Source organism: Pseudomonas sp. NFPP24, from assembly GCF_900112095.1.
GTDB lineage: Bacteria > Pseudomonadota > Gammaproteobacteria > Pseudomonadales > Pseudomonadaceae > Aquipseudomonas > Aquipseudomonas extremorientalis.
Map to the genome: position 1 here is coordinate 163,254 of NZ_FOKD01000010.1, position 23,265 is coordinate 186,518.

Consider the following 23,265-nt stretch of genomic DNA (forward strand, 5'->3'; position numbering starts at 1 on the left):
CCCGCACGTTCCCTGCTCAACACTCCTCGCGGGCGTCCCCCACGGGGATTTTCAAGCGCGCCAGGCGGTAAAGCAGCGTGCGCCGCGCAACGCCCAACTCACGTGCGGTACGGGTGCGATTGCCACGGTTCTTGTGCAGGCAATCGATCAGGAATACCCGCTCTACCCGCTCCAGGCGTTGGCGCAGCGTCGCATCGACTGCTCCGGTGGCAGCCGGCACCGGCAAGGACAGGTGTGCCGGCAAGATCACACCGTCGTCACAGAGCAGCACCGCACGTTCCACCAGGCACTTGAGTTCGCGGACATTGCCGGGGAAGGCGTGACCCGAGAGTTGATCAAGGGCTGCACTCGACCATTCCACCGGCACACGCCCGAGGTCGGCAGAGGCTTGATGCGCGAACTCCCGCGCCAACAGCAACACATCGCCGTCGCGCTCACGCAGGGGCGGCAGTTCGATGGGAAACTGCGCAAGCCGGTAGTAAAGGTCCTCGCGAAAACTGCCTTGGGCGACCATGGTGGCGAGGTCACGGTGGGTGGCGGCGATGATGCGTACATCCACCTTGTGGGCCGTACTGGCGCCCAACGGACGCACTTCGCCCTCCTGCAAGACCCGCAGCAATTTAGCCTGCAGCGACAGCGGCATATCACCGATTTCGTCGAGGAGCAGCGTGCCGCCGTCCGCGCTGTCAAACAGCCCGGCGTGGTTACGCTCGGCCCCTGTGAAAGCACCTTTGCGGTAACCGAACAGCTCACTCTCCAGCAGCCCTTCGGGAAACGCCGCACAGTTTTGCACCACAAATGCTTTGCTCCTGCGCGGCCCCGCAGAATGGATCGCCCGCGCCACGACCTCCTTGCCTGTACCGGTCTCGCCACGCAGTAACACGGTGTAGGGGGTATGCAGGACCTTGCCGATCAAACGATACGTCTCGTCCATAGCCAGGCTGCTGCCGATCAACCCGTACGCTGAACGTGGCGCCGGCATGTAAGCCTGGGGCTGGGCAACACATCCAGTGGCACACTGACACTGCAGTAAAGCGCGCTGCATCAAGGCAAGGCTGCCCAACTGGCTCAAGGCGGCGGTGTAGCCCTGCAGGTTTTTCCGATGCTGGCTGGCACACAGCAGTACCCCATTGATGCCCTTGCCTCGGTCAAACAACGGCACACATGACAACGCTTGCCAGGGGGCCCCCATGACCGGCAGGAAACCGTACTCGTACATGCTGCCTGAGTGTTCTTCCAGGCTAAGGGCAGTTTGCTGGTTGAGCACGTAGTGCAGCACCTGTTCATGCTGGAAATCCTTGGTACAGGCCGGATCGCCAGGGCAAGGCATGCCGTGCAAATGCTGGGCGATCAACTCAAGCCGGCCAGTGGATTCGTTGCGCCAGTACCATTGGCTGAGGTCACACTCGCTCAGTTGCGCCGCTGCGGCGACACACAAACCGGGGAGAGTGGCTGCGTCGTCCGCGCTGCCCAGGCGGATGAACCCGTCAAGCAGCGCATCGGCACAGACCGCCGAACGGGGCAGCAGGGTGAGCAGCCGATCCTCTCTCATTGGCTGAACTCACAGGTTGGAACGCCGTTAGCCGCCAGCCGGGCATGGACCTGTGACACAGGCTCACCTCGGGCCATGGCTTGCAACCGCCGATCGACCACCTGTGGCAACAAATGCAGCTCGATCCATTGATCGACGTAACGCGCGCCACTGTCATCGTGGGCGCACCGCTCGGCCATGTGTTCAACCAGCTCCGACGTGTAACTGAATGCCAGACTGCGCAGACTCAAGCGTTGCCCCAGGCGTTCGAGCTTGAGCCTTGCCAGGTCATGCAGGACGTCACCCGTGACCGGGTAATACGGCACGACACGCATCCTGGCCAATAACGCGGCTTTGAAGTAGTCCCGCAATTGCGGCAGGATCGCCTCATGCAGCGTTCGCACGTCAGGTCGTCCGCCACCTGCGCACAATTGCCCGATGCGCTCACTGCCCAGGTTGGACGTCATCAGGATCAGCGTGTTGCGAAAGTCGATTTCCCGCCCTTCTCCATCATTGGCCAGGCCCTTGTCGAAAATCTGGTAGAACAGGTTCAACACTTCTGGGTCGGCCTTCTCGACCTCATCGAGCAGCACTACCGAATACGGGCGTTGGCGCACAGCTTCCGTCAACACGCCGCCCTCGCCAAAACCGACATAACCGGGCGGTGCGCCAATCAACCGAGACAGGGAATGTTTTTCCTGGAACTCCGACATGTTGAGGGTGGTGACGAAGCGCTCACCGCCATACAGCAGGTCGCCAATGGCCAGCGCCGTCTCAGTCTTGCCCACGCCACTGGGGCCCACCAGCAGGAATACGCCGACCGGCGCATCAGCCTTGTTGAGCCCCGCAGCAACGGCACGCAGGTTGCGGTCCAGGGCCTGCACCGCTTGCTCCTGGCCGAGAATGCGCAGGCGCAGCGCATCGGCAAAACCCAGTGCCTGTTCACTGTGCTCAAGTGCCAGTTGTTCAACCGGGATCCCCGTCCATGCACTGATGACCTGAGCCACCAGGCGGGGGCACACCTGCTGCGTGGTTTGCTGCTGTGCAAGCCAGCGTTGCTCGAGGTCCAGGCGCTCGCCGTCCAGCGCCTCCATCCGCAGGTTCAGCGCGTGCAAGGTCTGTTCGTCCACGGGAAAGCCTTCGTCCCGGTCTCGGCTCAATGCCTGACGCTGCCGCGCCCCCGCCGCCTGTTCTGCATAAAGGTGTTGCAACGCCTCAGGCGCGGTCTCCCGGCGAGTGCTCAAACGAGCGCAAGCGGTATCCAGCACATCTACCGCCTTGTCGGGCAAATGACGCCCGGCCAAGTAACGGGCGCTCATCTGCGCCGCCGCGACCACCGCATCGTCGCGCACGTAAACACCATGACTGCGCTCATACACCGGGACTAATCCGCGCAGGATCGAGATCGCTTGCTCGACGCTGGGTTCTCCGACCCGAACAGGCTGGAAACGCCGCGCCAATGCCGGGTCTTTTTCAAAGTATTTCTTGTATTCCGTCCAGGTCGTTGCAGCGATGGTGCGCAACTTGCCGCGAGCCAGCACCGGCTTGAGCAGATTGGCGGCATCGGACGCACCCGCCTGCCCACCCGCCCCCACCAGCGTGTGCGCTTCATCGATAAACAGGATCACCGGTTTCACCGCGGCGTTGACCTCATCGATCACACCCTTCAGGCGTCGCTCGAACTCGCCTTTGATACTGGCACCGGCCTGGAGCAGGCCCATGTCCAAGGTCAGTAGCCGCACCTCCCTGAGAGACTCGGGCACCTGTGCAGTGGCCACACGCAACGCGAGGCCTTCGACAACGGCTGTCTTGCCCACTCCGGCTTCACCGACCAGGATTGGGTTGTTCTTGCGTCGACGCATGAGTATGTCGATCGACTGGCCGATCTCAACGTCACGACATAACACCGGGTCAATACGCCCTTCATGGGCCTGGCGTGTCAGGTCGTGAGTGAAGCGTTCCAGCAGTGATTCGCCCTGCGGCGCAGGGTCTGTACGAGGCGCCTGACCCGACACGAACGCCTGCACACGCTGTGCATCCAGCCGGCTCAGAAAAACCTGATAGGCGCTGCCCGCGTGCTGCCGCGGATGGCGCAAGAGCGCCAGCAACAGGGCGCCGTGATCGATTTCAATGTGTCGCAGTTCCAAATGAGCAACCATCGAAGCCTGTTGCAGCCATTGCACCAGTGCCTGGGCAAACACCGGATTGCGTGACGCACTGGCCTCCCCCTTGGGTTGCAGCGTGGCTTGCAGTTCTGCGGTTTCAATACCGGCATCCTTCAGCGCCCGCACCAGCAGGCCATCGCGATGCTCGAGCAGGGTCAACAGCAGGTCTTCCACCAGCACTTCACTGCCGCCGCGCATGACGCAGCGCTCGGCGGAACGCTCCAGGTCACTGCGGGCCTGGGGGGTCAATGCCTGGATAAGTTGTTGCAGGTCCACATTCATCATCCTGATTCATCCCTAATAAGCGTTGCCTGGCACAATGACCACACCGTCGGCGCACTCATGCGCCAGCCAACTGGTCCAGCCGAGGCGGCAGACGTTGTGTTCGCCGATGTGCAGCGGCCGGATCTCTTCCTTGGCCATGACCAGACGCACGTCATAGTCCAAAGGGTCCCGCGCCGTCAGGCGCACCAACGAACACAGCAGCGGGTAGTCCGCGCCGGTCGGCAAAAAACCATGGAATCGGTCCCACCCCACCCCCTGCAGATGCACCCTGAACTTGCCATTGCGATCAGCCACCTGGCTGCCCAGCACGTGGTCATGGCCAAGGGTGCTGTTGGCGGCGCCAAGCCGATTTCGCTGTGATTCGGCGATGACCACGCTGCGCAGGACCCATTGCTCGACGAACAAACGGCGGTGCTTGAAGTAGTAACGCAGCACCGTCTCGATCAAGGCCGAAGAATGCACCCGCAGGCTGAGCAACCCCAGGTAGGGCAACAGTCGCTTGCCGTTCAGTTGCGTGGCGCTGCGGACCTGCGGCCCTCTTAACCCGATCAACGCAAACATCTGCTCGGAGAAGGCATCACGGGCGCCTGCCTGGAAACACGCCCGATAGCGATATTTGCGCCAGATCGGCAGCATCAGCCGTTGCAGACGGTGATGGAACACGTCGAGGAAATCCCGGGTTGCGTTGCCACCCAATTCATCGACGCACGCCTGCTCAGCGTAAAACGCTGGCAATGGCGAACCCGCACCACACAGGCCCAGTACGTTAAGACGCAAACGCGCACGCAACTGGCCGTGCTCGATAAAAAACGCCACCCGGTCGATATCGTGACCGGGAAAACCCAGGCCCGGGTTGGCCTGGAACTCAAGCAAGTCGTACAGCGTGTCGTCATCCAGCAACGGATGGGCATCGCGCAGACGCTTGATGACCCGCAGGACCGCCTGAAACAGCGAGTACTCACGGATGACCCGGGTCAGTTGTGTCAAAGCGGGGGCTGCTGGCCCATCCGTGGTGACCATAGGTACACGTCTCCTTGTGTGCTGATGACTCTAAGTTCGTGGTAAGCGTTGAGGCTGGCGTACAGCGCGAAGAATTCGTTGAGCACCGAGGCGAACACAAACACCTCGCCCTCCCCCAGGAAGCCCTGGGGATCGATGGTCAAGTCAATGCGTAACCCTCGAATCGGCAAGCCGTGGAACAATTGGTCGACTGCTGTGTGGCTGACCGAGCGCATCGCGCCCAATCGCCGCTCGCTGACCTTCTGCGCCTGGCGATCGTGGTAGCGCGGCAAATCGTAGGTTTCGAGGATCACTTTCAAGGCATGGATGTCGGTCAGCGACAGGTAGTTGAGCGACATGTTGCTGATCAGCCGCCAGAGAAAGTCCCGGTCCAGAGGCGGAATAAAACTGGCTGTCGGTGCGCAGATATTCCGAAACGACAGCCCTTGCGGCGTCTGCTCGCAAGGCTGGTTGATGTCGCCGATCTGCAACTGTCGAGGCAGGTTGTGATTGGTGCACGTCAGCTCGATCGACAGTGTCTGCTGATCCAGCTCCAGACCGCTGCCCAACCCGAGCCAGGTATCCAGCCCGGTGTGCTGCGCCGATGGCCGCTGGCGAATGCTGTAACTCGCCGGTCCCTGGGAACGCGCGGTATCCCCCTCATGCTCGAAGGATTCAAAGGGCACGTAGGCCTGATACCCCAGCCCTCCGGGGTGCCAACCCGTGACGCTGTCTACGGAAAATACACTGGCGTTACCACGTGAGTACTCACCAGGGATCAGCAGGTATTCGTCCTGTTTTCCGTCCAGGCGGATAGGTACCGCGTCATGCTTGAACAGGTTGACGATGGGGGTGCAGTACAGCTTCACGTTATCCAGGGTGGGCTGCCCGGGTTCTCGCCATGGCCTGCCCAATCGGAAGCGCAACACTACGCCGCACACCTGCTTGAGCAGTTCGCCAGGTAATCGGTGCAGTACCCCCAACCCTCCCACATCGACAAACAGGTACTTGTCGGGAAAGGCAAAGTACTCCTGCAGATGGCGATAGCCGCCAAAAGTATTCGGCGGATACGGAATCAGTGCCTGCTCCTCGCTGAACCCCACCGGCTGAACCTGATCGGCGTCCAGAAGCAGCGATATCGCCTGCCCATCCTCCCCACTGACCGGCAAGCCATCCCGACCGAAAGGCAGCAACTCGATACCCTCCAGATGACGCAACAGACTCAGGTACAACGCCTGGCTGATGTAGCGATCTCCCGCCAGATGCAGACGTAGCTGATCGAAGTTCCACTCACTGAAGTTGCCTTCTGCACTCATCTCCAGGCGCAGGCTCAAACTGCCCCGCTCTGCCTGGGCGCTGTAGTCCAGCGCACTCAGTTGCAACGGTAGAACCTGAGTGGCGTAGCAGGTACGAAAGCGGCATCGTTCGTCATTGACTGCGACACTTTCAACCGGTGTATCGCGCGCGACCCACACGCCAGGGCCTGAGTGTTTCAGCGGATCGAACTGCAGGATGCTGAACGCCGGCAATGGACGCATGTAGTTGGGCCAGAGCAACTGCATCAGCGAATGCGTCAGCTCTGGAATCTCGTCATCCAGTTTCTGGCGCAAGCGCCCGGTGAGAAACGCAAAGCCTTCCAGTAACCGCTCTACGTCCGGGTCCTGACCCGCCTCCGCAAGAAAGGGAGCAAGCGCCGGATTGCGCTCGGAGAAGCGTCGACCGAGCTGTCGCAGTGCACTGAGTTCGCTCTGGTAGTAACGGTTAAAGGTCATCAGGCATGACCTCTACCCGGCCGGAATCAGAGAGCCGCGCGGTAAACACCACCGGTTGAGCGACACCCTTGACCAGCAGGGTGGCTTCGATAGCGAACGCAAGCGCCAGCGGGTCATGATCCCGTGGCAACATCATCACTTTTACCTGCTTCAAGCGCGGCTCGTACGCTCGGATAAAGCGCTCGATCAACAGACGTGACTGACTCAGTGATTCATGCAGGCTCTGATTCATATCATTGAGGTCGGGCATACCGTAGTCCGGCAATGTCTGAACGCTGCCGGCACGGATACTGAGCATTTTCCCCAGGTGGTTCGCGACAGATGTCACGCTACTGGCGGAGGTTGCCGCCGGACGCTCGAGGCGCTCGAACAGGCTTCGATAACCGCGCACTTCTTGGTACCTGCTCATTCTTTGTCGAGCTTGCCGACGAGGGATAGCGTGAAATCAGCGCCCATGTACTTGAAATGCGGTCGCACACTCAGGTTGACGCGGTACCAGCCGGGCTCACCCTCGACATCACTGACGACGATGCGTGCCGCCCGCAAGGGACGTCGCCCACGGACTTCAGCGCTGGGGTTTTCCTGGTCGGCGACGTACTGGCGAATCCATTTATTGAGTTCCAGCTCCAGGTCGGTGCGCTCCTTCCATGAACCCAATTGCTCACGCTGAAGGACCTTGAGGTAATGGGCCAGGCGATTGACCACCATCATGTATGGCAACTGGGTGCCCAGGCGGTAATTCAGCTCGGCTTCCTTGCCCTCGGGGCTGAGCCCGAAGTGTTTCGGCTTTTGCACCGAGCTGGCGGAAAAAAACGCCGCGTTGTCACTGCCCTTGCGCATCGTCAAGGCGATGAAGCCTTCTTGCGCCAGTTCGTATTCACGACGGTCGGACACCAGTACTTCGGTGGGGATCTTGGTTTCGATTTCCCCCATGCTCTGGAAGTGATGCAACGGCAAGTCTTCCACCGCTCCACCGCTTTGCGGGCCAATGATGTTCGGGCACCAGCGGAACCGCGCGAAACTGTCAGTCAGGCGCGTGGCGAAGGCGTAGGACGTGTTGCCCCACAGGTAGTGCTCGTGGCTGTTGACCACGTTTTCCTGGTAGGCAAAGGTCTTGACTGGACACTCAAGCGGATCATAGGGCGTGCGCAGCAGGAATCGCGGCACGGTCAAGCCGATGTAGCGCGCATCTTCGCTTTGGCGAAAGCTTTGCCACTTGGCAAATTGCGGGCCTTCGAAGTGATCCTTCAGGTCCTTGAGGTCGGGTAAACCGGTGAAACTTTCCAAGCCGAAGAACGCCGGCCCGGCGGCTGCGATAAATGGCGCATGGGCCATGCAGGCTACACTGGCGGCGTACTGCATCAGTTTTACATCAGGGGCGCTGGGGGATAGGAAGTAGTTGGCGATAATCGCGCCCACCGGCTGACCACCAAACTGCCCGTATTCCGCACTGTAGATGTGCTTGTACAAACCGGACTGGGTCACTTCCGGCGAGTCTTCAAAATCTTCCAGCAGGTCTTGCCGGGAGACGTTCAGCAGTTCGATCTTGATGTTCTCGCGAAAGTTGGTGCGATCGACCAGCAGTTGCAACCCCTTCCAGGACGCTTCCAGCGCCTGGAAGTCGGGATGGTGCAGTATCTCGTCCATCTGCAGGCTGAGCTTGGTGTCGATCTCGGCGATCATCCGGTCGACGAGGCGTTTCTTGACGGGCTCGCCACGGTTCTGGGGCTTGATCAACTCTTCGATGAACGCCGATACACCGCGCTTGGCAATGTCATAGGCGTCGTCGTCGGCGCTCAACAATGTCTGGGCAACGATGTTATCGAGGATGCTGTACTGATCAGCAAGTTGTGCCGGCAGCGAATGCGGTTGTGTCGTCATGGGGTCAGTGTCCTTTTACTGGAAAATGTCAGGCGTCGGGGCTGTCCAGCCCTAGTTCCGCCAGTACCCGTGCGCGGGACTCGTCATCGGCCAGGGCTTGCTCGATAGCCTTGCGAAAGCTCGGGGTGTTGCCCAATGGCCCCTTCAACGCCACAAGTGCCTCACGTAGGGCCATCAGCTTGTGCAACTCGGGTACCTGCTCCACCAGGTTCGCAGGGTTGAAATCCTTCATGCCGTTGATGCGTACCTGAATGGCCAACTCGTCGACGCCCGCCTCCTCCTGCAAACGGTTGGGCACGCTCAACGTCAAGCTCAATGCCTGCTTGGCCAACACGTCATCCAGGGTGTTCTTGTCGATTGCGATGGGCTTGCGATCTTCAAGCTTGCGCACATCCTCACGCTGGGTGAAATCGCCCAGTACCAACAGTTTCAATGGCAGCTCGACTTCTTCCTGCGCCCCGCCGATGGCGGGTTTGAACGTGATGTTGATACGTTCCTTGGGGGCTACCGAACCTTCTTTGGCCATGGTGTCTCTCCTTTTTCAAGTGGCTCGAAAGCCTATTCAAGTACCGCTTCCAGATCGAAGAGGCACAGCCTGCGATGGGTGTCTTCCTTGCGTTCGCGCACGGCATGGTTTTGTGGCAGCAGGTCGCAACAGCGGTGCAGGAGCTGCGTCACTTCCAGGGCCAGCTCCGGCTCCCAGCGCTCCAGGCCCATGCGTTGCAGTTCATGGTCAAGCTGTTCGAGCTGGATCTTCGCCAGCTCATGCTTGCCCGCCTGTATGCACAGACGCGCTTGGGCGAGCCGCCAATGAAAACGTGCGCGATCACTGCGCGCGGCCTGCATGCCTTGCTTGAGTTCTCGAATGGCAGACTTGAGTCCGTCCTGACGCAGCCGCGGTGTCAACGCCTGCAACGCGGTCGCCCAGGGCTCGGCGTTCGTATCGATCACTGCTGCGGGTAATTCGGACCGGTGCAGGTGACGGACAACCTGCTGGGAGATCCAGTCGCGAGTGGCTGCGTCGGCAAAGGGTGCGCCGTCGTGAAAGCGAAACTCCGGCAGGTCCGGCAAGCGTTGCAGCAACAGCGCGAAGGTCACTTCCAGCTCGGTCATGGCCAGGTCGGCCTGCAGGACCTCCAGGCATTCCCAGAGCATGCGCAGACCATCGAACCAGAACATCGCCCCGGCAAGACTGGCCTCAAGCTCAAGCACCAGGTCTGCGTGATGGCCTTGTGCAAAGCGCTCCTGATAACGTTTGAGCTTGTCGGGAGCTGGCCCGCGCAACGCGGTCACCTGCTCGTTATTGGCATTCGGGTAGCTGGCAAGTGCCAGCCATGCCAGTGTCCGACTCAAACGCAACGCGCGCAGGTCGGTGGCGTTCTGGCGCAGCCACCAGGCACAGAGCGGGCGGGCCTGCTCCTGCAAGGTACGGAGCACCTTGTGGGCGTCCTTTTCGCTCTCCACCGCCGCTTCGGACTTGCGCAATTGGCTGGCGGCCTGCTTGACTTGCTCGATAACTCCGCTCAATCCCGCCACCGGGGTATCGTCCTGCACTGCCCGCTCCAATCGCTGCGCCAATTGCCTGCGAACCGGCAACAGCAGCGGCGCATCATCCCCGAGGTGCTCGGCCCAAAGCTCATCCAGATGTACCAGGTGCTCCAGCAAGGCGCGGAACAAAGGCTGCTGGTTCTGGAGCGCCAGGCCCTGCGTGAACAGCGGCTCGAGGCGCAACACCAGCCATCCGAATGCAGCACCGCGGGTGCGCGGTTTTTCCGGGTAGAGCACCGACCACTGATGCTCACAGAGGTAGCGCAACAACCCGAGCCCCGCCAGCAGCCCCGGGTAGGATTCACGCTGGTGCAATGCCCAGGTCAACCACACAGCCACCCGCAGATCCTTGGACTGATGGCGCAGCAGGTTCTCGCTGGTTTCCAGCACCTTGTGCCAGTCGGGCTGGCTGCCGGCATGAATCGATTGTGCCTTGGCCAGCTCGGACTCCAGCACTTCATATTCACTCGAAAAGCGCATATCGCTGCCCGCAAAACTTGTTTGCGTACAGGGTGCTCGCGCAAGTTCAAGGTAATAATCATACCGACCATCCGAATAAGGCATTTGCCACCACACCAACTAAACATTCAAACAACAACAACTAGCCACACAAGTATCGCGTGTCTACCAGCCATCTTGATTTCGCAAAAAACTTGCGACGTCTTCGAACCTTAGTCATGCCCAAAACATTCAGCAAGCGATGGAACCGCACTTAGTCCTTTTCCTACAAAGCCAGTTGCCACAGGGTGCGCGCAGGATTTTGCGCACCTAACACTGCATAGCCACTCAGCTAATCGTCAAACTTCAGCATTTATCAACATTTCAATATGAGCAACTAAATGCGCACCCATGCGCAATCGAATACGCGCAATTAAGCCCAGTAGCAGCCTATCGCGCTGGATATTCGACCTTATACAACAGCATCACCCTGATTTCATTGGCGCCTGCACTTTCAGGCACGCTTCTTGTTATAGGTATTTGCCCAGCCGAAAAAACTTATCGGCTGGAACTACCTCATCAATCAGACAAGGAACCCCGTCATGCCAACACCCGCGTATCTCTCCATTACCGGTGTAAAACAAGGTTTGATCACGGCAGGCACGTTTACCCAGGACTCGGTAGGTAACATTTACCAGGAAGGCCATGAAGACCAGATCCTGGTCCAGGCTTTTTCTCATCAGGTGATCATTCCCCGCGACCCACAGTCAGGCCAGCCAACAGGTCAGCGCGTCCATAAACCCCTGATGATCAGCAAAGTGTTCGATAAGTCCTCGCCCTTGCTCTTCAGTGCATTGACCAGCGGCGAAGAGGTCAAGTGCCGGCTGGAGTGGCTGCGCACTTCGTCGGCCGGCACCCAGGAGCATTACTTCACCATCGAACTGGAGGGGGCGACCATCGTGGATATCCAGTCACGCATGCCCAACTGCCAGGACCCCGACAACGCCCACTTCACTCACTTGGAAGATGTGTATTTCACCTATCGCAAGATCGTGTGGACCCACGAAGTGTCCGGTACTTCGGGGTCGGATGACTGGCGCAGCCCGGTTGCAGGTTAAACCGGCTTGACACAGGCACGGCGCCAGGGAAGGCGCCATGCCTGTACGGCAACTACACCATCGCCAAAGGATGCTTGCGTTTCGGCGCGCCGAATACCCGATCGATCGCGTCCAGGTCGTGCTCATCCAACACCAGCTTGGCTGCAGCTGCGTTGAGTCGCACGTGCTCGGGTGTAACGGCCTTGGGGATGGCGATCACACCGTCCTGGCGCAACACCCAGGCCAGGGAAACCTGGGCGGGTGTGACCTCGTGGCGGCGGGCGATCTGCTTGAGGGTGGGGCTGGATAACAGTTCGCCGCCCTGGGCGATCGGGCAGTACGCCATCAAGGGCAAGTGGTGCTGTTGCCACCAGGGCAGCAGGTCGAATTCGATGCCGCGTTCTTCAATGTTGTACAACACTTGGTTGGTGGCGCAGGCCGGGGAGGCAAGTTCCTGCAGGTCGGCCACGTCGAAGTTGGAAACACCCCAGCGTCCGATCTTGCCCGCTTCGCGCAGGCGTTCGAAGGCTTCGACCGTTTCTTGCAGCGGGTACTGGCCGCGCCAGTGCAGCAGATACAGATCAATGTAGTCGGTGCCCAGGCGCTGGAGGCTGGCCTCACAGGCACGGGGCACGCCCTTGTGGCTGGCGTTGTGCGGGTAGACTTTGCTCACCAGGAACACCTGGTCGCGGCGGCCACGAATGGCCTCGCCGACGACCGTTTCAGCACCGCCCTCCCCGTACATTTCGGCGGTATCGATGAGGGTCATGCCCTCGTCGATGCCCAGTTGCAACGCCGCCACTTCGGCGCGGTGCTGGTCGGGATTTTCGCCCATGCGCCAGGTGCCCTGGCCGATGACAGGGACGGGAACGCCCGCCAGATCAATGGTACGCATGACAACCTCCTGATGAGTTCGCGGATCAACAGTGTGGCATTGGTCGGACAAAAGGGTTCAATCGAAGTATGGTTAGCCTCTGCCAAGTCGCCAGGAAGTCTCTGCAATGCTGTTTGTCGTCATGCTCGGGGGTAAGCACCCGCGGGCGAAAATTGAAGTTCACGATGTGGTGTTCGCCGTGGCGGACACGCTGGAAGCAGCCTACCCGCAACTGCGTGCCGACTGGTTCGGCAGCCCCAAGGGCATGCATATCGACTCGTGGATGGCGGTGGATGGCGTCGACGGCTGGAAAGTCGAACTCAGCCCCCTGGCCCCTGCCGCCGGCGCACATCACCTGTACTTCATCAACCTGGGCGGTTACGAAGCCAACAGCTTTGGCGAGGCCCACCACTACCTCCTGGTGGCCGCCCGCAATAAGCAGGAGGCCACGAACAAGGGCAAGCAACAGATGCTGCGTCACTGGTCCCAGGCCCACACCGATGGGGTACTGGACATCGACGACTGCCTGCCCATCGACCTGGTGGACGGTCGTTATATCCACCTGGTGCAGGGACCGCACCGACCGGTCATCCAGCAGAACGACTACATCGTCCTGACCTGAACCCTACCTGACAGTGCATGCGCAACTCATCGAATGGCTCCCCGTAGCGGCGCCATGGCCTGTACCTGAGCCACTCGGTTAATCGAGTGGAACTTTGCCAGGAAATAACCGCCTGAATCCGGTAGGCTCACCTTTTTTATTCAAGGAGTTACTTCCCATGGCCAAAGCCACCGCCCGTCACATCCTCGTTTCCACTGAAGACAAGTGCAACGAACTCAAGGCCCAAATCGAAGGCGGCGCCGATTTCGCAGAAGTCGCCAAAGCCAACTCCAGCTGCCCATCCAGCCGCCAAGGTGGTGACCTGGGTTCGTTCGGTCCAGGCCAGATGGTCAAGGAATTCGACACCGTCGTGTTCAGCGCCCCGGTCAACACCGTGCAAGGTCCGGTGAAGACCCAGTTCGGCTATCATCTGCTCGAAGTCACCAGCCGCCAGGACTGATCCCGTCTGTGCTGATGCAATAAACAACGGCCCGCCTTTTGGTGGGCCGTTGTGCATGTGATGACTGGCGACGCTCATGCCGTTAGCGTACAAATCCCTTTCCTTCTTCATACGGCGTTCAAGGCTGACAATGCGATTGGCTTTTTCTTACTTCTTGAGCTCGTCCCTGGCACTGCTGCTGACCAGCACTGCCGTGATCGCGGCACCTCAACCGTACCTGACGGTGTATGGCGAACCGGCCAAGTACCCCGCCGGCTTTACCCATTTCGACTACGCCAACCCTGACGCCCCCAAGGGTGGCAGCCTGCGCCGCTCGGCCATCGAGATCGGACGCTTCGACCATGTATTGCCATATATCGACAAAGGCATCGGCGTGTCCCAGGTTGACGGCTGGCTCTACGCGCCCCTGGCCCAGCGTTCCCTGGACGAGCCCTACACGGTCTACGGCCTGGTCGCCGAAAAAATGGAGCGCGCCGACGACGGCCTGTCGCTACGCTTTTTCCTCAACCCCAAGGCGCGCTTTGCCGATGGCAAGCCGATCACCGCCGAAGACGTGCGCTACAGCTTCGACCTGCTGATGACCCAGGGCAGCCTGCGCTTTCGCACCCTGTTCGCCGACGTCAAGCACGTCGAAGTCGAAGGCGAGCGCCAGGTGCGTTTCGACTTCTCCAGCAATGAAAACCGTACCCTGCCCCTGGACATCGCTACCCTGCCCGTCTTCCCCGAGCACTGGTGGAAGACCCGCGACTTTGCCAACGGCGGTGGCTATGAAGCCCCACTGGGCAGCGGTCCGTACAAAGTCAGCAAGATCGATTCCGGCAGTACCATCACCTTCACCCGTGATCCGAACTGGTGGGGCAAGGACTTGCCTGTCAGCCGTGGCCTGTACAACTTCGATCACCTGAGCCTGGAGTATTTCGGCGACACCGAAGTGGCCCGCCAGGTATTGCGCGGCGGTGCCTACGATTTCAACCGTGAGTTTTCCGCCACCGGGTATTCCATCGGCTACAACGGCCCGGCCCTGGATGACGGGCGCCTGCAACGTGCGCACCTGGCCAAGGAAATGCCGCAACCGGCCCAGGGTTATGTGTTCAACGTGCAAAAACCGATATTCAAGGACCGCCGCGTGCGCCAAGCCCTGGCGATGCTGTGGGATTTTGAATGGGCCAACCGGCAGATGATGCGCAATATGTACATCCGCCAGCAGAGTTACTTCTCCAACAGCCCGCTGGCCGCCAGCCAGCCGCCAACAAAAGAAGAGCTGGCGATTCTTGAACCCTTGCGTGGCCAGGTCCCCGACGAGGTGTTCAGCCAGGTGTTCAAGGCACCGGTCACCGATGGTAGCGGCATGATCCGCGACAAACAGTTGCAAGCCCTGGGCCTGTTGGAAGAAGCAGGCTGGAAGCCAGAGGGTGACAAATTGGTAAACGCCGAAGGCGAGCCGCTGGAATTCACGTTCCTTAACACTCAGAACGGCCTCGAACGTCTGTTGTTACCGTACAAACGTAACCTCGCGCAGATCGGTATTACCCTCAATATCCGCCGTATCGACTCCTCGCAATATGTGAATCGGATCATGGCCAGGGATTACGACATGATCGTCATTGGTTTCCCCGTCACCACGTCACCGGGCATGGAGCTGTACAACTATTTCGGCTCGGCCGCCGCCTACGATCCAGGCGCCAACAACTACGCCGTACTCAAGGACCCCGCCGTCGACAGCCTGATCAAGGGCCTGGTCAAGGCCGACACCCAGGCGCAGATGCTCACCTACGCCCACGCGCTGGACCGGGTGCTGCAATGGAATTACCTGTGGATCCCCAATTACTACCCGCCCGGCACATCCGCTGCATGGTGGAACCGTTTCGGCCGCCCGGCCATCGAGGCAAAGAACGACGAAGCCCTGGAAACCTGGTGGGAAATCAGCCCCACGCCGCTGACGAATGAGCAAATGAACGCTGAGCTGAAAAAACGCGGAGGTGCGCACTGATGTTTGCCTATATCGTGCGGCGCCTGCTGCTGATCATCCCGACGCTAGTGATCATCCTGCTGGTGAATTTCGTGATCGTGCAGGCCGCCCCGGGCGGCCCGGTGGAACAAGCCATCGCCCATCTGCAAGGGATCGGCGGCGGCGGCGTCGGCGGTTCCTCCGGTGAAGGCATCAGCAGCGGCTCCCGCGCCAGCCGTGGCCTGGACCCGAAGCTGATCGCTGACATCGAGAAACAGTATGGCTTCGACAAACCCGCGCCGGAACGCCTGTGGCTGATGCTCAAGAGCTATGCCCAGTTGGACTTCGGCAACAGTTTCTTTCGCGGCAAGACGGTGATCGAGCTGATCCTGGAAAAAATGCCCGTGACCATCTCCCTCGGCCTGTGGGCCACGTTGATCACCTACCTGGTGTCGATTCCCCTGGGGATTCGCAAGGCGGTGCGCCACGGCAGTAGCTTCGACGTGTGGAGCAGCACCGCGATTGTCGTCGGCTATGCGATGCCGGCATTCCTGTTCGCGATGTTCCTGATCGTAGTGTTTGCCGGTGGCACATCGTTGAACTGGTTCCCGGTGCGCGGTCTGGTGTCGGAAAACTTCGAAGAGCTGAGCACCGTGGGCAAGGTCGCCGATTACTTCTGGCATCTGGTATTGCCGGTCACCTCGCTGGTGATCGGCGGGTTTGCCACGCTGACCATCCTCACCAAGAACTCGTTCCTCAATGAAATCACGCGCCAGTACGTGGTGACCGCCCGCGCCAAGGGTTTGAGCGAACGACGCGTGCTCTACGGGCATGTGTTCCGCAATGCGATGTTGCTGGTGATCTCCGGAATTCCCCAGGCCTTTATTGCCGTGTTCTTTGCCGGTTCGCTGCTGATCGAGGTGATCTTCTCCCTCGACGGCCTGGGCCGCATGAGCTACGAGGCGGCTGTGTCCCGGGACTACCCTGTGGTATTCGGTTCGCTGTTCATCTTCACCTTGTTCGGCCTCTTGATAAAACTCATCGGTGACCTCTGCTACACCCTGGTGGACCCGCGTATCGACTTCGCCGCGAGGAACGCTTGATGCTTAACCTGTCTCCCGTGGCCCGTCGGCGTTTCGAGCGTTTCAAGAAAAACCGCCGCGGCTGGTGGTCGCTGTGGCTGTTTATCGGCCTGTTTATCCTGACCCTGGGCGGCGAGTTGATCGCCAATGACAAACCCTTGGTGCTGAGTTTCAAGAACGAGCTGTATTTTCCGGTGTTCAAGCGCTACACCGAGCAACAGTTCGGCGGCCAGTTGCCGTTCCAGGCTGACTATCGCAGTGACTACGTGCAAAAGCTGATCGAGCAGGACGGCGGCTGGATGCTGTTCCCGCCGATTCCGTTCAGCGACGACACGCCCAACTACGAGCTGACCCGCCCTGCCCCCAGCCCGCCTTCGACGGTGAACTGGCTGGGCACCGATGACCAGTCGCGGGATGTGCTGGCGCGGGTGATCTTTGGCGCCCGGGTATCGATCCTGTTTGCGCTGGCGCTCACCGCGATCAGCGCAGCCATCGGCATTGCCGCCGGCGCATTGCAGGGCTATTACGGCGGCTGGGTGGACCTGATCGGCCAGCGCGTGCTGGAGGTGTGGTCCGGATTGCCGGTGCTGTACCTGCTGATCATCCTGTCGGGCTTTGTGGAGCCGAACTTCTGGTGGCTGCTGGGGATCATGGCGCTGTTTTCCTGGCTGGCCCTGGTGGATGTCGTGCGCGCCGAGTTCCTGCGCGGGCGCAACCTGGAATACGTCAAGGCCGCACGGGCGCTGGGCCTGGGCGATGGCAAAATCATCCGTCGGCATATCCTGCCCAACGCCATGACGGCGACCTTGAGTTACCTGCCGTTTATCCTGACCGGCGCGATCTCCACCTTGAGCGCGCTGGACTTCCTCGGTTTCGGCATGCCCGCGGGTAGCGCGTCACTGGGCGAACTGATTGCCCAGGGCAAGCAGAACCTGCAAGCGCCCTGGCTGGGCCTGACAGCGTTTTTCACCTTGGCGCTGATCCTGTCGCTGCTGGTCTTTATCGGCGAGGCATTGCGTGATGCCTTCGACCCACGCTCATGAGTGACTGCCTATGAACCTGATCGAAATCCGCGACCTCAGCGTCGCGTTCAGTGGCCAGACCGTGGTGCGCAACCTGTGCCTGGACGTACGCCCCGGCGAGTGTTTGGCACTGGTGGGCGAGTCGGGCTCGGGCAAGTCGGTGACGGCCCACTCGATCCTGCAACTGCTGCCCGAGGCCGGTACTCAAACCACCGGTTCCATCAAGTACCGTGGCCAGGAACTGGTCGGCGCTTCAGCCGCCACCTTGCAGAAGCTACGTGGCAACCGCATTGCCATGATCTTCCAGGAGCCGATGACCTCGCTCAACCCCTTGCACAGCATCGAAAAGCAGATCGGCGAAACCCTGCTGCTGCACAAGGGCCTGGGCGGCAAGGCGGCGCAGGCGCGCATCCTCGAATTGCTCGAACTGGTGGGCATCCAGAAGCCCCAGGAACGCCTCAAGGCTTATCCGCACCAGCTCTCCGGTGGTCAGCGCCAACGGGTGATGATCGCCATGGCCCTGGCCTGCGAACCGGAACTGCTGATCGCCGACGAACCCACCACGGCGCTGGACGTGACCGTGCAGCGCAAGATCCTGCTGCTGCTCAAGTCCCTGCAACAACGCTTGGGCATGTCCCTGCTGCTGATCAGCCACGACCTCAACCTGGTGCGCAGCATTGCCCAGCGCGTGTGCGTGATGCGTGCCGGCGAGATCGTCGAGCAGGCCGACTGCCAGACACTGTTCAGCGCGCCGCAGCACCCCTACAGCCGCCTGCTGCTGGATGCTGAACCGGCCGGTAATGCCCTGTGCAGTGACGAACGCGAGACGGTATTGCAGGTGGATGACCTGACCGTGCAATTCCCCCTCGGCGGTGGTTTGTTCCGGCGCAAGACTTACTTGCGGGCGGTGGATGGCATCAGCCTGAGCGTGCAGCGCGGCAAGACCCTGGGGATTGTCGGCGAGTCCGGCTCGGGCAAGTCCACCCTGGGCCAGGCGATTTTGCGGCTTCTTGATTCCACGGGCAGTATCCGCTTCCAGGGTGAAGCCCTCGACCCGCTGAACCATAAGCAGATGCGCCCATGGCGCAAGCAGATGCAGGTGGTGTTCCAGGACCCCTACGGCAGCCTCAGCCCGCGCATGACCGTGGAGCAGATCATCAGCGAAGGCCTGGAGGTTCACGCACCGTGCAGCCTGGCCGACCGCGATGCACAGGTGGTGCAGGTGCTCAAGGACGTGGGCCTCGATCCCGCCAGCCGCCATCGCTACCCCCATGAGTTCTCCGGTGGTCAGCGCCAACGCATCGCCATCGCCCGCGCCCTGGTGCTCAAGCCGGCGCTGATGTTGCTCGACGAACCGACCTCGGCCCTCGACCGCACCGTGCAGAAACAAGTGGTGGCGCTACTGCGTGAGTTGCAGGAGAAATACGGCCTGACCTACCTGTTTATCAGCCACGACCTGGCCGTGGTGCGTGCCATGGCCCATGACATGATCGTGATCAAGGATGGCAAGGTGGTGGAGGCCGGCGCGAGCCACCAGGTGTTTGATGCACCGCAGCATCCTTACACCCAAGAGCTGCTGGCGGCGGCGTGCGGGCTGTCGTCATGAGTACCAGCCTCACGGATTACCAACAGGTTCGCGGCCTGGCTATCCAGTCGCTGTTCGAGATCATCGAGCAGTCCAGCGAAGGCACGGTGATTGTCGACCGCGACGCCAATATCGTGTGGATGAACGAGCGCTACGCCAAGCGCTTTGGCCTCAAGAGCGCCGACGAGGCCATCGGCCAGCCGTGCGAGCAGGTGATCTCCAATAGCCTGCTGCGCCAGGTGGTACGCAATGACCAGCCCATATTGCTGGACATCCAGGACACGCCCAAGGGCCCGTTGGTGGTGATGCGCTTGCCGATCCACAACGACGCCGGTGCGGTGATCGGTGCGATCGGCTTTGCCTTGTTTGATGAACTGCGCAACCTGTCGCCACTGATTGAGCGCTACCTGAGCATGCAGCAAGAACTGGCGTCGACGCGCTCCTTGCTGCGCTCGCGGCAGAGCAAATACAACTTCGCGCATTTTATCGGCACCAGCGCCGCCAGCCTCGAAGTGAAACGCCGGGCGCGGCGCAGTGCCAGCGCCGAATCGCCCGTGCTGCTGCTGGGTGAAACCGGTACCGGCAAGGAGCTGCTGGCCCAGGCGATTCATGGCGCGTCCAGCCGTGCGCACAAGGCCTTTGTCAGCATCAACAGCGCGGCGATTCCCGCTGACCTGCTGGAAGCCGAGTTCTTCGGCACCGCACCGGGAGCGTTTACCGGCGCTGACCGCAAGGGCCGCCCCGGCAAGTTCCAGATCGCCCAGGGCGGCACGCTGTTCCTCGACGAAATCGGTGACATGCCCCTGCCCTTGCAAAGCAAACTGCTGCGCGTGTTGCAGGAAAAGGAATTCGAGCCGGTGGGTTCCAACGAGATGCTGCACAGCGATGTGCGGGTGATCGCCGCCACCTCCATGGACCTGGAGGCGGCGATCAAGCGCGGCGAGTTCCGCGCGGATTTGTATTACCGGCTGAATGTGCTGCCGATCCAGGTGCCGCCGTTGCGTGAGCGGCTGGAGGATATTCCGGCGTTGAGCGAGGCGATTCTGGAGGAACTGCGCAGCCAGCATGAACTGGACCGCGAGGCCCTGGCACTGCTGGCGCAGCATGCGTGGCCGGGGAACATCCGTGAGCTGCGCAACGTGCTGGAGCGGGCGGCATTGCTCAGTGATGACCTGGTGTTGAATGCCGGGGAGATTCGGGCGGCGATTGGCACCTTTACCCCCGTGGAGCGTGGCAGTGCCGTCGCTACGGTCGAGGGCGAAAGCTTCAGTGCGGCGCGGGAGCGGTTTGATCGGCAGATCATCGCGGCGGCATTGAGCGCGTGCGAGGGAAATGTGGTGGAAGCGGCCAAGCGGTTGGGGCTCGGGCGGTCGACGCTGTACAAGAAGATGGTGGCGTTGGATATCAACTGATCTCAAAAAAGAGACACAAATTTCAATACAGAGACTAGCTAATGTGGGAGGGGGCTTGCCCCCGATGGCGGTGCTTCAGTTGGCTATTAGTTGGCTGACACACTGCCATCGGGGGCAAGCCCCCTCCCACATTTGTTTGTCACTTGTCTCAAGTTAGAGACAACATTCAGAGAAGCACACCAAATACAGAAAATTACTGTTTAATTTCAACAAGTTAAGAACATGGCACATATCTCGCTATAGCCCTCTCCTAAATCAACACCCCACAACAATAACAATCCGATGGAGACACACCATGAGTGTGATCATTGCCCTGGCAGCCCTGGCGCTGCTGATGCTGGCGGCCTACCGTGGCTATAGCGTTATCCTGTTTGCCCCCATCGCCGCCCTCGGCGCTGTCCTGCTCACCGACCCGTCCGCCGTCGCCCCTGCCTTTACCGGCGTGTTCATGGAGAAGATGGTCGGCTTTATCAAGCTGTATTTCCCGGTGTTCCTGCTCGGTGCAGTGTTCGGCAAGCTGATCGAGCTGTCGGGCTTCTCGCGCTCGATTGTGGCGGCAGCCATTCGTTTGCTCGGCACGCGCCAGGCGATGCTGGTGATCGTGCTGGTCTGCGCCCTGCTCACCTACGGCGGCGTATCGCTGTTCGTGGTGGTGTTTGCGGTGTATCCGTTTGCAGCGGAGATGTTCCGCCAAAGCAATATTCCCAAGCGCCTGATCCCGGCCACCATCGCCCTGGGTGCGTTTTCGTTCACCATGGACGCTCTGCCCGGCACCCCGCAGATCCAGAACATCATCCCCAGCACCTTCTTCAACACCACCGCCTGGGCCGCGCCGTGGCTGGGTTTGATCGGTACGATCTTCGTGTTCTGCGCCGGCATGCTCTACCTGGCACGCCAGCGCAACAAGGCGCAGCGTGCCGGTGAAGGCTATGGCACGGAGCTGCGCAACGAGCCGGAAACCGCCGAGAACCTGACCCTGCCCAATCCCTGGATCGCGCTGTCGCCACTGATCCTGGTCGGCGTGATGAACCTGTTGTTCACCCACTGGATCCCGCAGTGGTACGGCAAGACCCACAGCCTCAGCCTGCCCGGCATGAGTGTGCCGGTGACCACCGAAATCGCCAAGCTCACCGCGATCTGGGCGGTACAGGCGGCGTTGCTGGTAGGGATCATCGTGGTGCTGGTGTTCGGCTTCTCGGCGATCAAGAGCAAGCTGGCCGAAGGCAGCAAAAGCGCGGTCAGCGGTGCGCTGCTGGCGGCGATGAACACCGCCTCTGAATATGGCTTTGGCGCGGTGATCGCGTCGCTGCCGGGCTTTCTGGTGCTGGCCGACTGGCTCAAGGGCATTCCCAACCCGCTGGTCAATGAAGCGATCACCGTGACCCTGCTGGCCGGTATCACCGGTTCCGCGTCGGGCGGCATGAGCATCGCCCTGGCGGCGATGTCCGAGAGCTTTATTTCGGCGGCCCATGCGGCCAATATCCCCCTTGAAGTGCTGCACCGCGTCGCGGCCATGGCCAGCGGCGGCATGGACACCCTGCCCCACAACGGCGCGGTGATCACGCTGCTGGCGGTCACCGGCCTGACCCACCGCGAAGCCTACAAGGACATTTTCGGCATCACGCTCATCAAGACCCTCGCGGTGTTCGTGGTGATCGGTACTTTCTACGCCACCGGCATTGTGTGAGGTTTCCATGACGACATTGAACGGCAAGACCGCCCTGGTCACCGGCTCCACCAGCGGCATCGGCCTGGGCATCGCCTTGAGCCTGGCCAAGGCCGGCGCCAACCTGATCCTCAATGGCTTCGGTGACGCCAGCGCGGTGATCGCCCAGGTGCGGGTGTTCGGCGGTAAGGTCGGCCATCATCCGGCCGACGTCAGCGACCCGGCGCAGATCGCCGACATGATCGCCTACGCCGAGCGTGAATTCGGCGGCGTCGACATCCTGGTCAACAACGCCGGCATCCAGCATGTGGCTGCGGTGGAAGACTTCCCGGCCGAACGCTGGGACTCGATCATCGCGATCAACCTGTCCTCGGTGTTCCACAGCACACGTTTGAGCCTGCCGGGGATGAAGGCCAAGGGCTGGGGGCGTATTGTCAATATTGCCTCGGTGCATGGCCTGGTCGGGTCGGTGGGCAAGGCCGCGTATGTGGCGGCCAAGCATGGCGTGATCGGGTTGACCAAGGTGGTTGGCCTGGAGACCGCCACCAGCAATGTCACCTGCAACGCCATCTGCCCCGGCTGGGTGCTGACGCCACTGGTGCAGAAGCAGATCGATGATCGCGCCGCCAGTGGTATCGACCCGCAGCAGGCGCAGCACGACCTGTTGGCGGAGAAGCAACCGTCGCTGGAGTTTGTGACACCGCCGCAACTGGGTGAACTGGTGCTGTTTTTGTGCAGCGAAGCCGGTGCCCAGGTGCGCGGTGCGGCGTGGAATATCGACGGCGGCTGGCTGGCCCAGTAACAGCGGACACTGGCGTTCAAATGTGGGAGGGGGCTTGCCCCCGATAGCGGAGGGTCAGTCACCCCATGTATCAACTGGCACTCCCTCATCGGGGGCA

At 60.8% G+C, this 23,265-nt stretch carries 19 protein-coding genes; 10 read left to right on the forward strand and 9 right to left on the reverse strand.

From position 1 onward, the window contains the following. Positions 1–16: 16 nt before the first annotated feature. Genes BM026_RS21575 through tssA form a run of 8 tightly spaced genes read right to left on the reverse strand, consistent with a single transcriptional unit; the run spans position 17 to position 10,745 of the window. Positions 17–1,552 carry a sigma-54 interaction domain-containing protein gene (locus BM026_RS21575; RefSeq protein WP_093530018.1) on the reverse strand — a complete coding sequence of 512 codons (1,536 nt, stop codon included), beginning with the start codon at positions 1,550–1,552 and terminating at the stop codon, positions 17–19. Then, the gene (locus tag BM026_RS21580) at positions 1,549–3,981 is read right to left on the reverse strand and encodes an AAA family ATPase (protein ID WP_093530020.1); all 2,433 of its coding nucleotides are present in this window, start codon (positions 3,979–3,981) and stop codon (positions 1,549–1,551) included. The genes BM026_RS21575 and BM026_RS21580 overlap by 4 nt, the downstream gene beginning before the upstream one ends. A 12-nt stretch (positions 3,982–3,993) precedes the next feature. Continuing rightward, positions 3,994–5,001, reverse strand: a complete 1,008-nt coding sequence (gene tssG / locus BM026_RS21585; protein WP_092244297.1) for a type VI secretion system baseplate subunit TssG — start codon at positions 4,999–5,001, stop codon at positions 3,994–3,996. After that, the gene (tssF, locus tag BM026_RS21590) at positions 4,965–6,752 is read right to left on the reverse strand and encodes a type VI secretion system baseplate subunit TssF (RefSeq protein WP_092244300.1); all 1,788 of its coding nucleotides are present in this window, start codon (positions 6,750–6,752) and stop codon (positions 4,965–4,967) included. The genes tssG and tssF overlap by 37 nt, the downstream gene beginning before the upstream one ends. Next, on the reverse strand, positions 6,742–7,161 hold the full coding sequence (gene tssE, locus BM026_RS21595) for a type VI secretion system baseplate subunit TssE (protein ID WP_371914416.1): 420 nt from the start codon (positions 7,159–7,161) through the stop codon (positions 6,742–6,744). Before tssE ends, tssF begins: the two co-directional genes overlap by 11 nt. Then, positions 7,158–8,633 carry a type VI secretion system contractile sheath large subunit gene (gene tssC / locus BM026_RS21600; protein WP_092244303.1) on the reverse strand — a complete coding sequence of 492 codons (1,476 nt, stop codon included), beginning with the start codon at positions 8,631–8,633 and terminating at the stop codon, positions 7,158–7,160. The genes tssE and tssC overlap by 4 nt, the downstream gene beginning before the upstream one ends. Positions 8,634–8,661: 28 nt before the next feature. Next, positions 8,662–9,159, reverse strand: coding sequence for a type VI secretion system contractile sheath small subunit (gene tssB / locus BM026_RS21605; RefSeq protein WP_092244306.1), 498 nt, complete (start codon positions 9,157–9,159; stop codon positions 8,662–8,664). A 32-nt stretch (positions 9,160–9,191) separates the two neighbouring features. Further along, positions 9,192–10,745: a type VI secretion system protein TssA gene (tssA, locus tag BM026_RS21610; RefSeq protein ID WP_093530022.1), complete on the reverse strand. Its 1,554-nt coding sequence runs from the start codon at positions 10,743–10,745 to the stop codon at positions 9,192–9,194. A gap of 476 nt (positions 10,746–11,221) precedes the next feature. On the opposite strand from tssA, the gene BM026_RS21615 reads away from it, so the two are divergent. After that, on the forward strand, positions 11,222–11,737 hold the full coding sequence (locus BM026_RS21615; protein WP_025858362.1) for an Hcp family type VI secretion system effector: 516 nt from the start codon (positions 11,222–11,224) through the stop codon (positions 11,735–11,737). Between the two features lie 52 nt (positions 11,738–11,789). On the opposite strand, the gene BM026_RS21620 is transcribed toward BM026_RS21615, so the two are convergent. Beyond that, positions 11,790–12,611, reverse strand: a complete 822-nt coding sequence (locus tag BM026_RS21620) for an aldo/keto reductase (RefSeq protein WP_092244313.1) — start codon at positions 12,609–12,611, stop codon at positions 11,790–11,792. Between the two features lie 106 nt (positions 12,612–12,717). Between BM026_RS21620 and BM026_RS21625 the strand changes: the two genes are divergently transcribed. The 9 genes from BM026_RS21625 to BM026_RS21665 all read left to right on the forward strand — a co-directional run bounded on the left by BM026_RS21625 (position 12,718) and on the right by BM026_RS21665 (position 23,168). Beyond that, positions 12,718–13,212, forward strand: coding sequence for a DUF1543 domain-containing protein (locus BM026_RS21625; protein ID WP_071487993.1), 495 nt, complete (start codon positions 12,718–12,720; stop codon positions 13,210–13,212). 157 nt (positions 13,213–13,369) lie between these two features. Next, positions 13,370–13,651, forward strand: coding sequence for a peptidylprolyl isomerase (locus tag BM026_RS21630; protein ID WP_003174386.1), 282 nt, complete (start codon positions 13,370–13,372; stop codon positions 13,649–13,651). A gap of 130 nt (positions 13,652–13,781) precedes the next feature. Continuing rightward, complete coding sequence (locus BM026_RS21635; RefSeq protein WP_071487994.1) at positions 13,782–15,641, forward strand: extracellular solute-binding protein; 1,860 nt, start codon at positions 13,782–13,784, stop codon at positions 15,639–15,641. Beyond that, positions 15,641–16,702, forward strand: a complete 1,062-nt coding sequence (locus BM026_RS21640) for a microcin C ABC transporter permease YejB (RefSeq protein WP_093513401.1) — start codon at positions 15,641–15,643, stop codon at positions 16,700–16,702. Before BM026_RS21635 ends, BM026_RS21640 begins: the two co-directional genes overlap by 1 nt. Further along, positions 16,702–17,724, forward strand: coding sequence for an ABC transporter permease (locus BM026_RS21645; protein ID WP_071487996.1), 1,023 nt, complete (start codon positions 16,702–16,704; stop codon positions 17,722–17,724). Before BM026_RS21640 ends, BM026_RS21645 begins: the two co-directional genes overlap by 1 nt. Before the next feature lie 10 nt (positions 17,725–17,734). Then, on the forward strand, positions 17,735–19,309 hold the full coding sequence (locus tag BM026_RS21650; RefSeq protein WP_092244322.1) for an ABC transporter ATP-binding protein: 1,575 nt from the start codon (positions 17,735–17,737) through the stop codon (positions 19,307–19,309). After that, the gene (locus BM026_RS21655) at positions 19,306–20,700 is read left to right on the forward strand and encodes a sigma-54 interaction domain-containing protein (RefSeq protein ID WP_093530024.1); all 1,395 of its coding nucleotides are present in this window, start codon (positions 19,306–19,308) and stop codon (positions 20,698–20,700) included. The genes BM026_RS21650 and BM026_RS21655 overlap by 4 nt, the downstream gene beginning before the upstream one ends. Before the next feature lie 295 nt (positions 20,701–20,995). After that, on the forward strand, positions 20,996–22,387 hold the full coding sequence (locus BM026_RS21660) for a GntP family permease (protein WP_093530026.1): 1,392 nt from the start codon (positions 20,996–20,998) through the stop codon (positions 22,385–22,387). Positions 22,388–22,394: 7 nt separating this feature from the next. Continuing rightward, complete coding sequence (locus BM026_RS21665) at positions 22,395–23,168, forward strand: 3-hydroxybutyrate dehydrogenase (RefSeq protein WP_093530028.1); 774 nt, start codon at positions 22,395–22,397, stop codon at positions 23,166–23,168. Positions 23,169–23,265 lie beyond the last annotated feature (97 nt).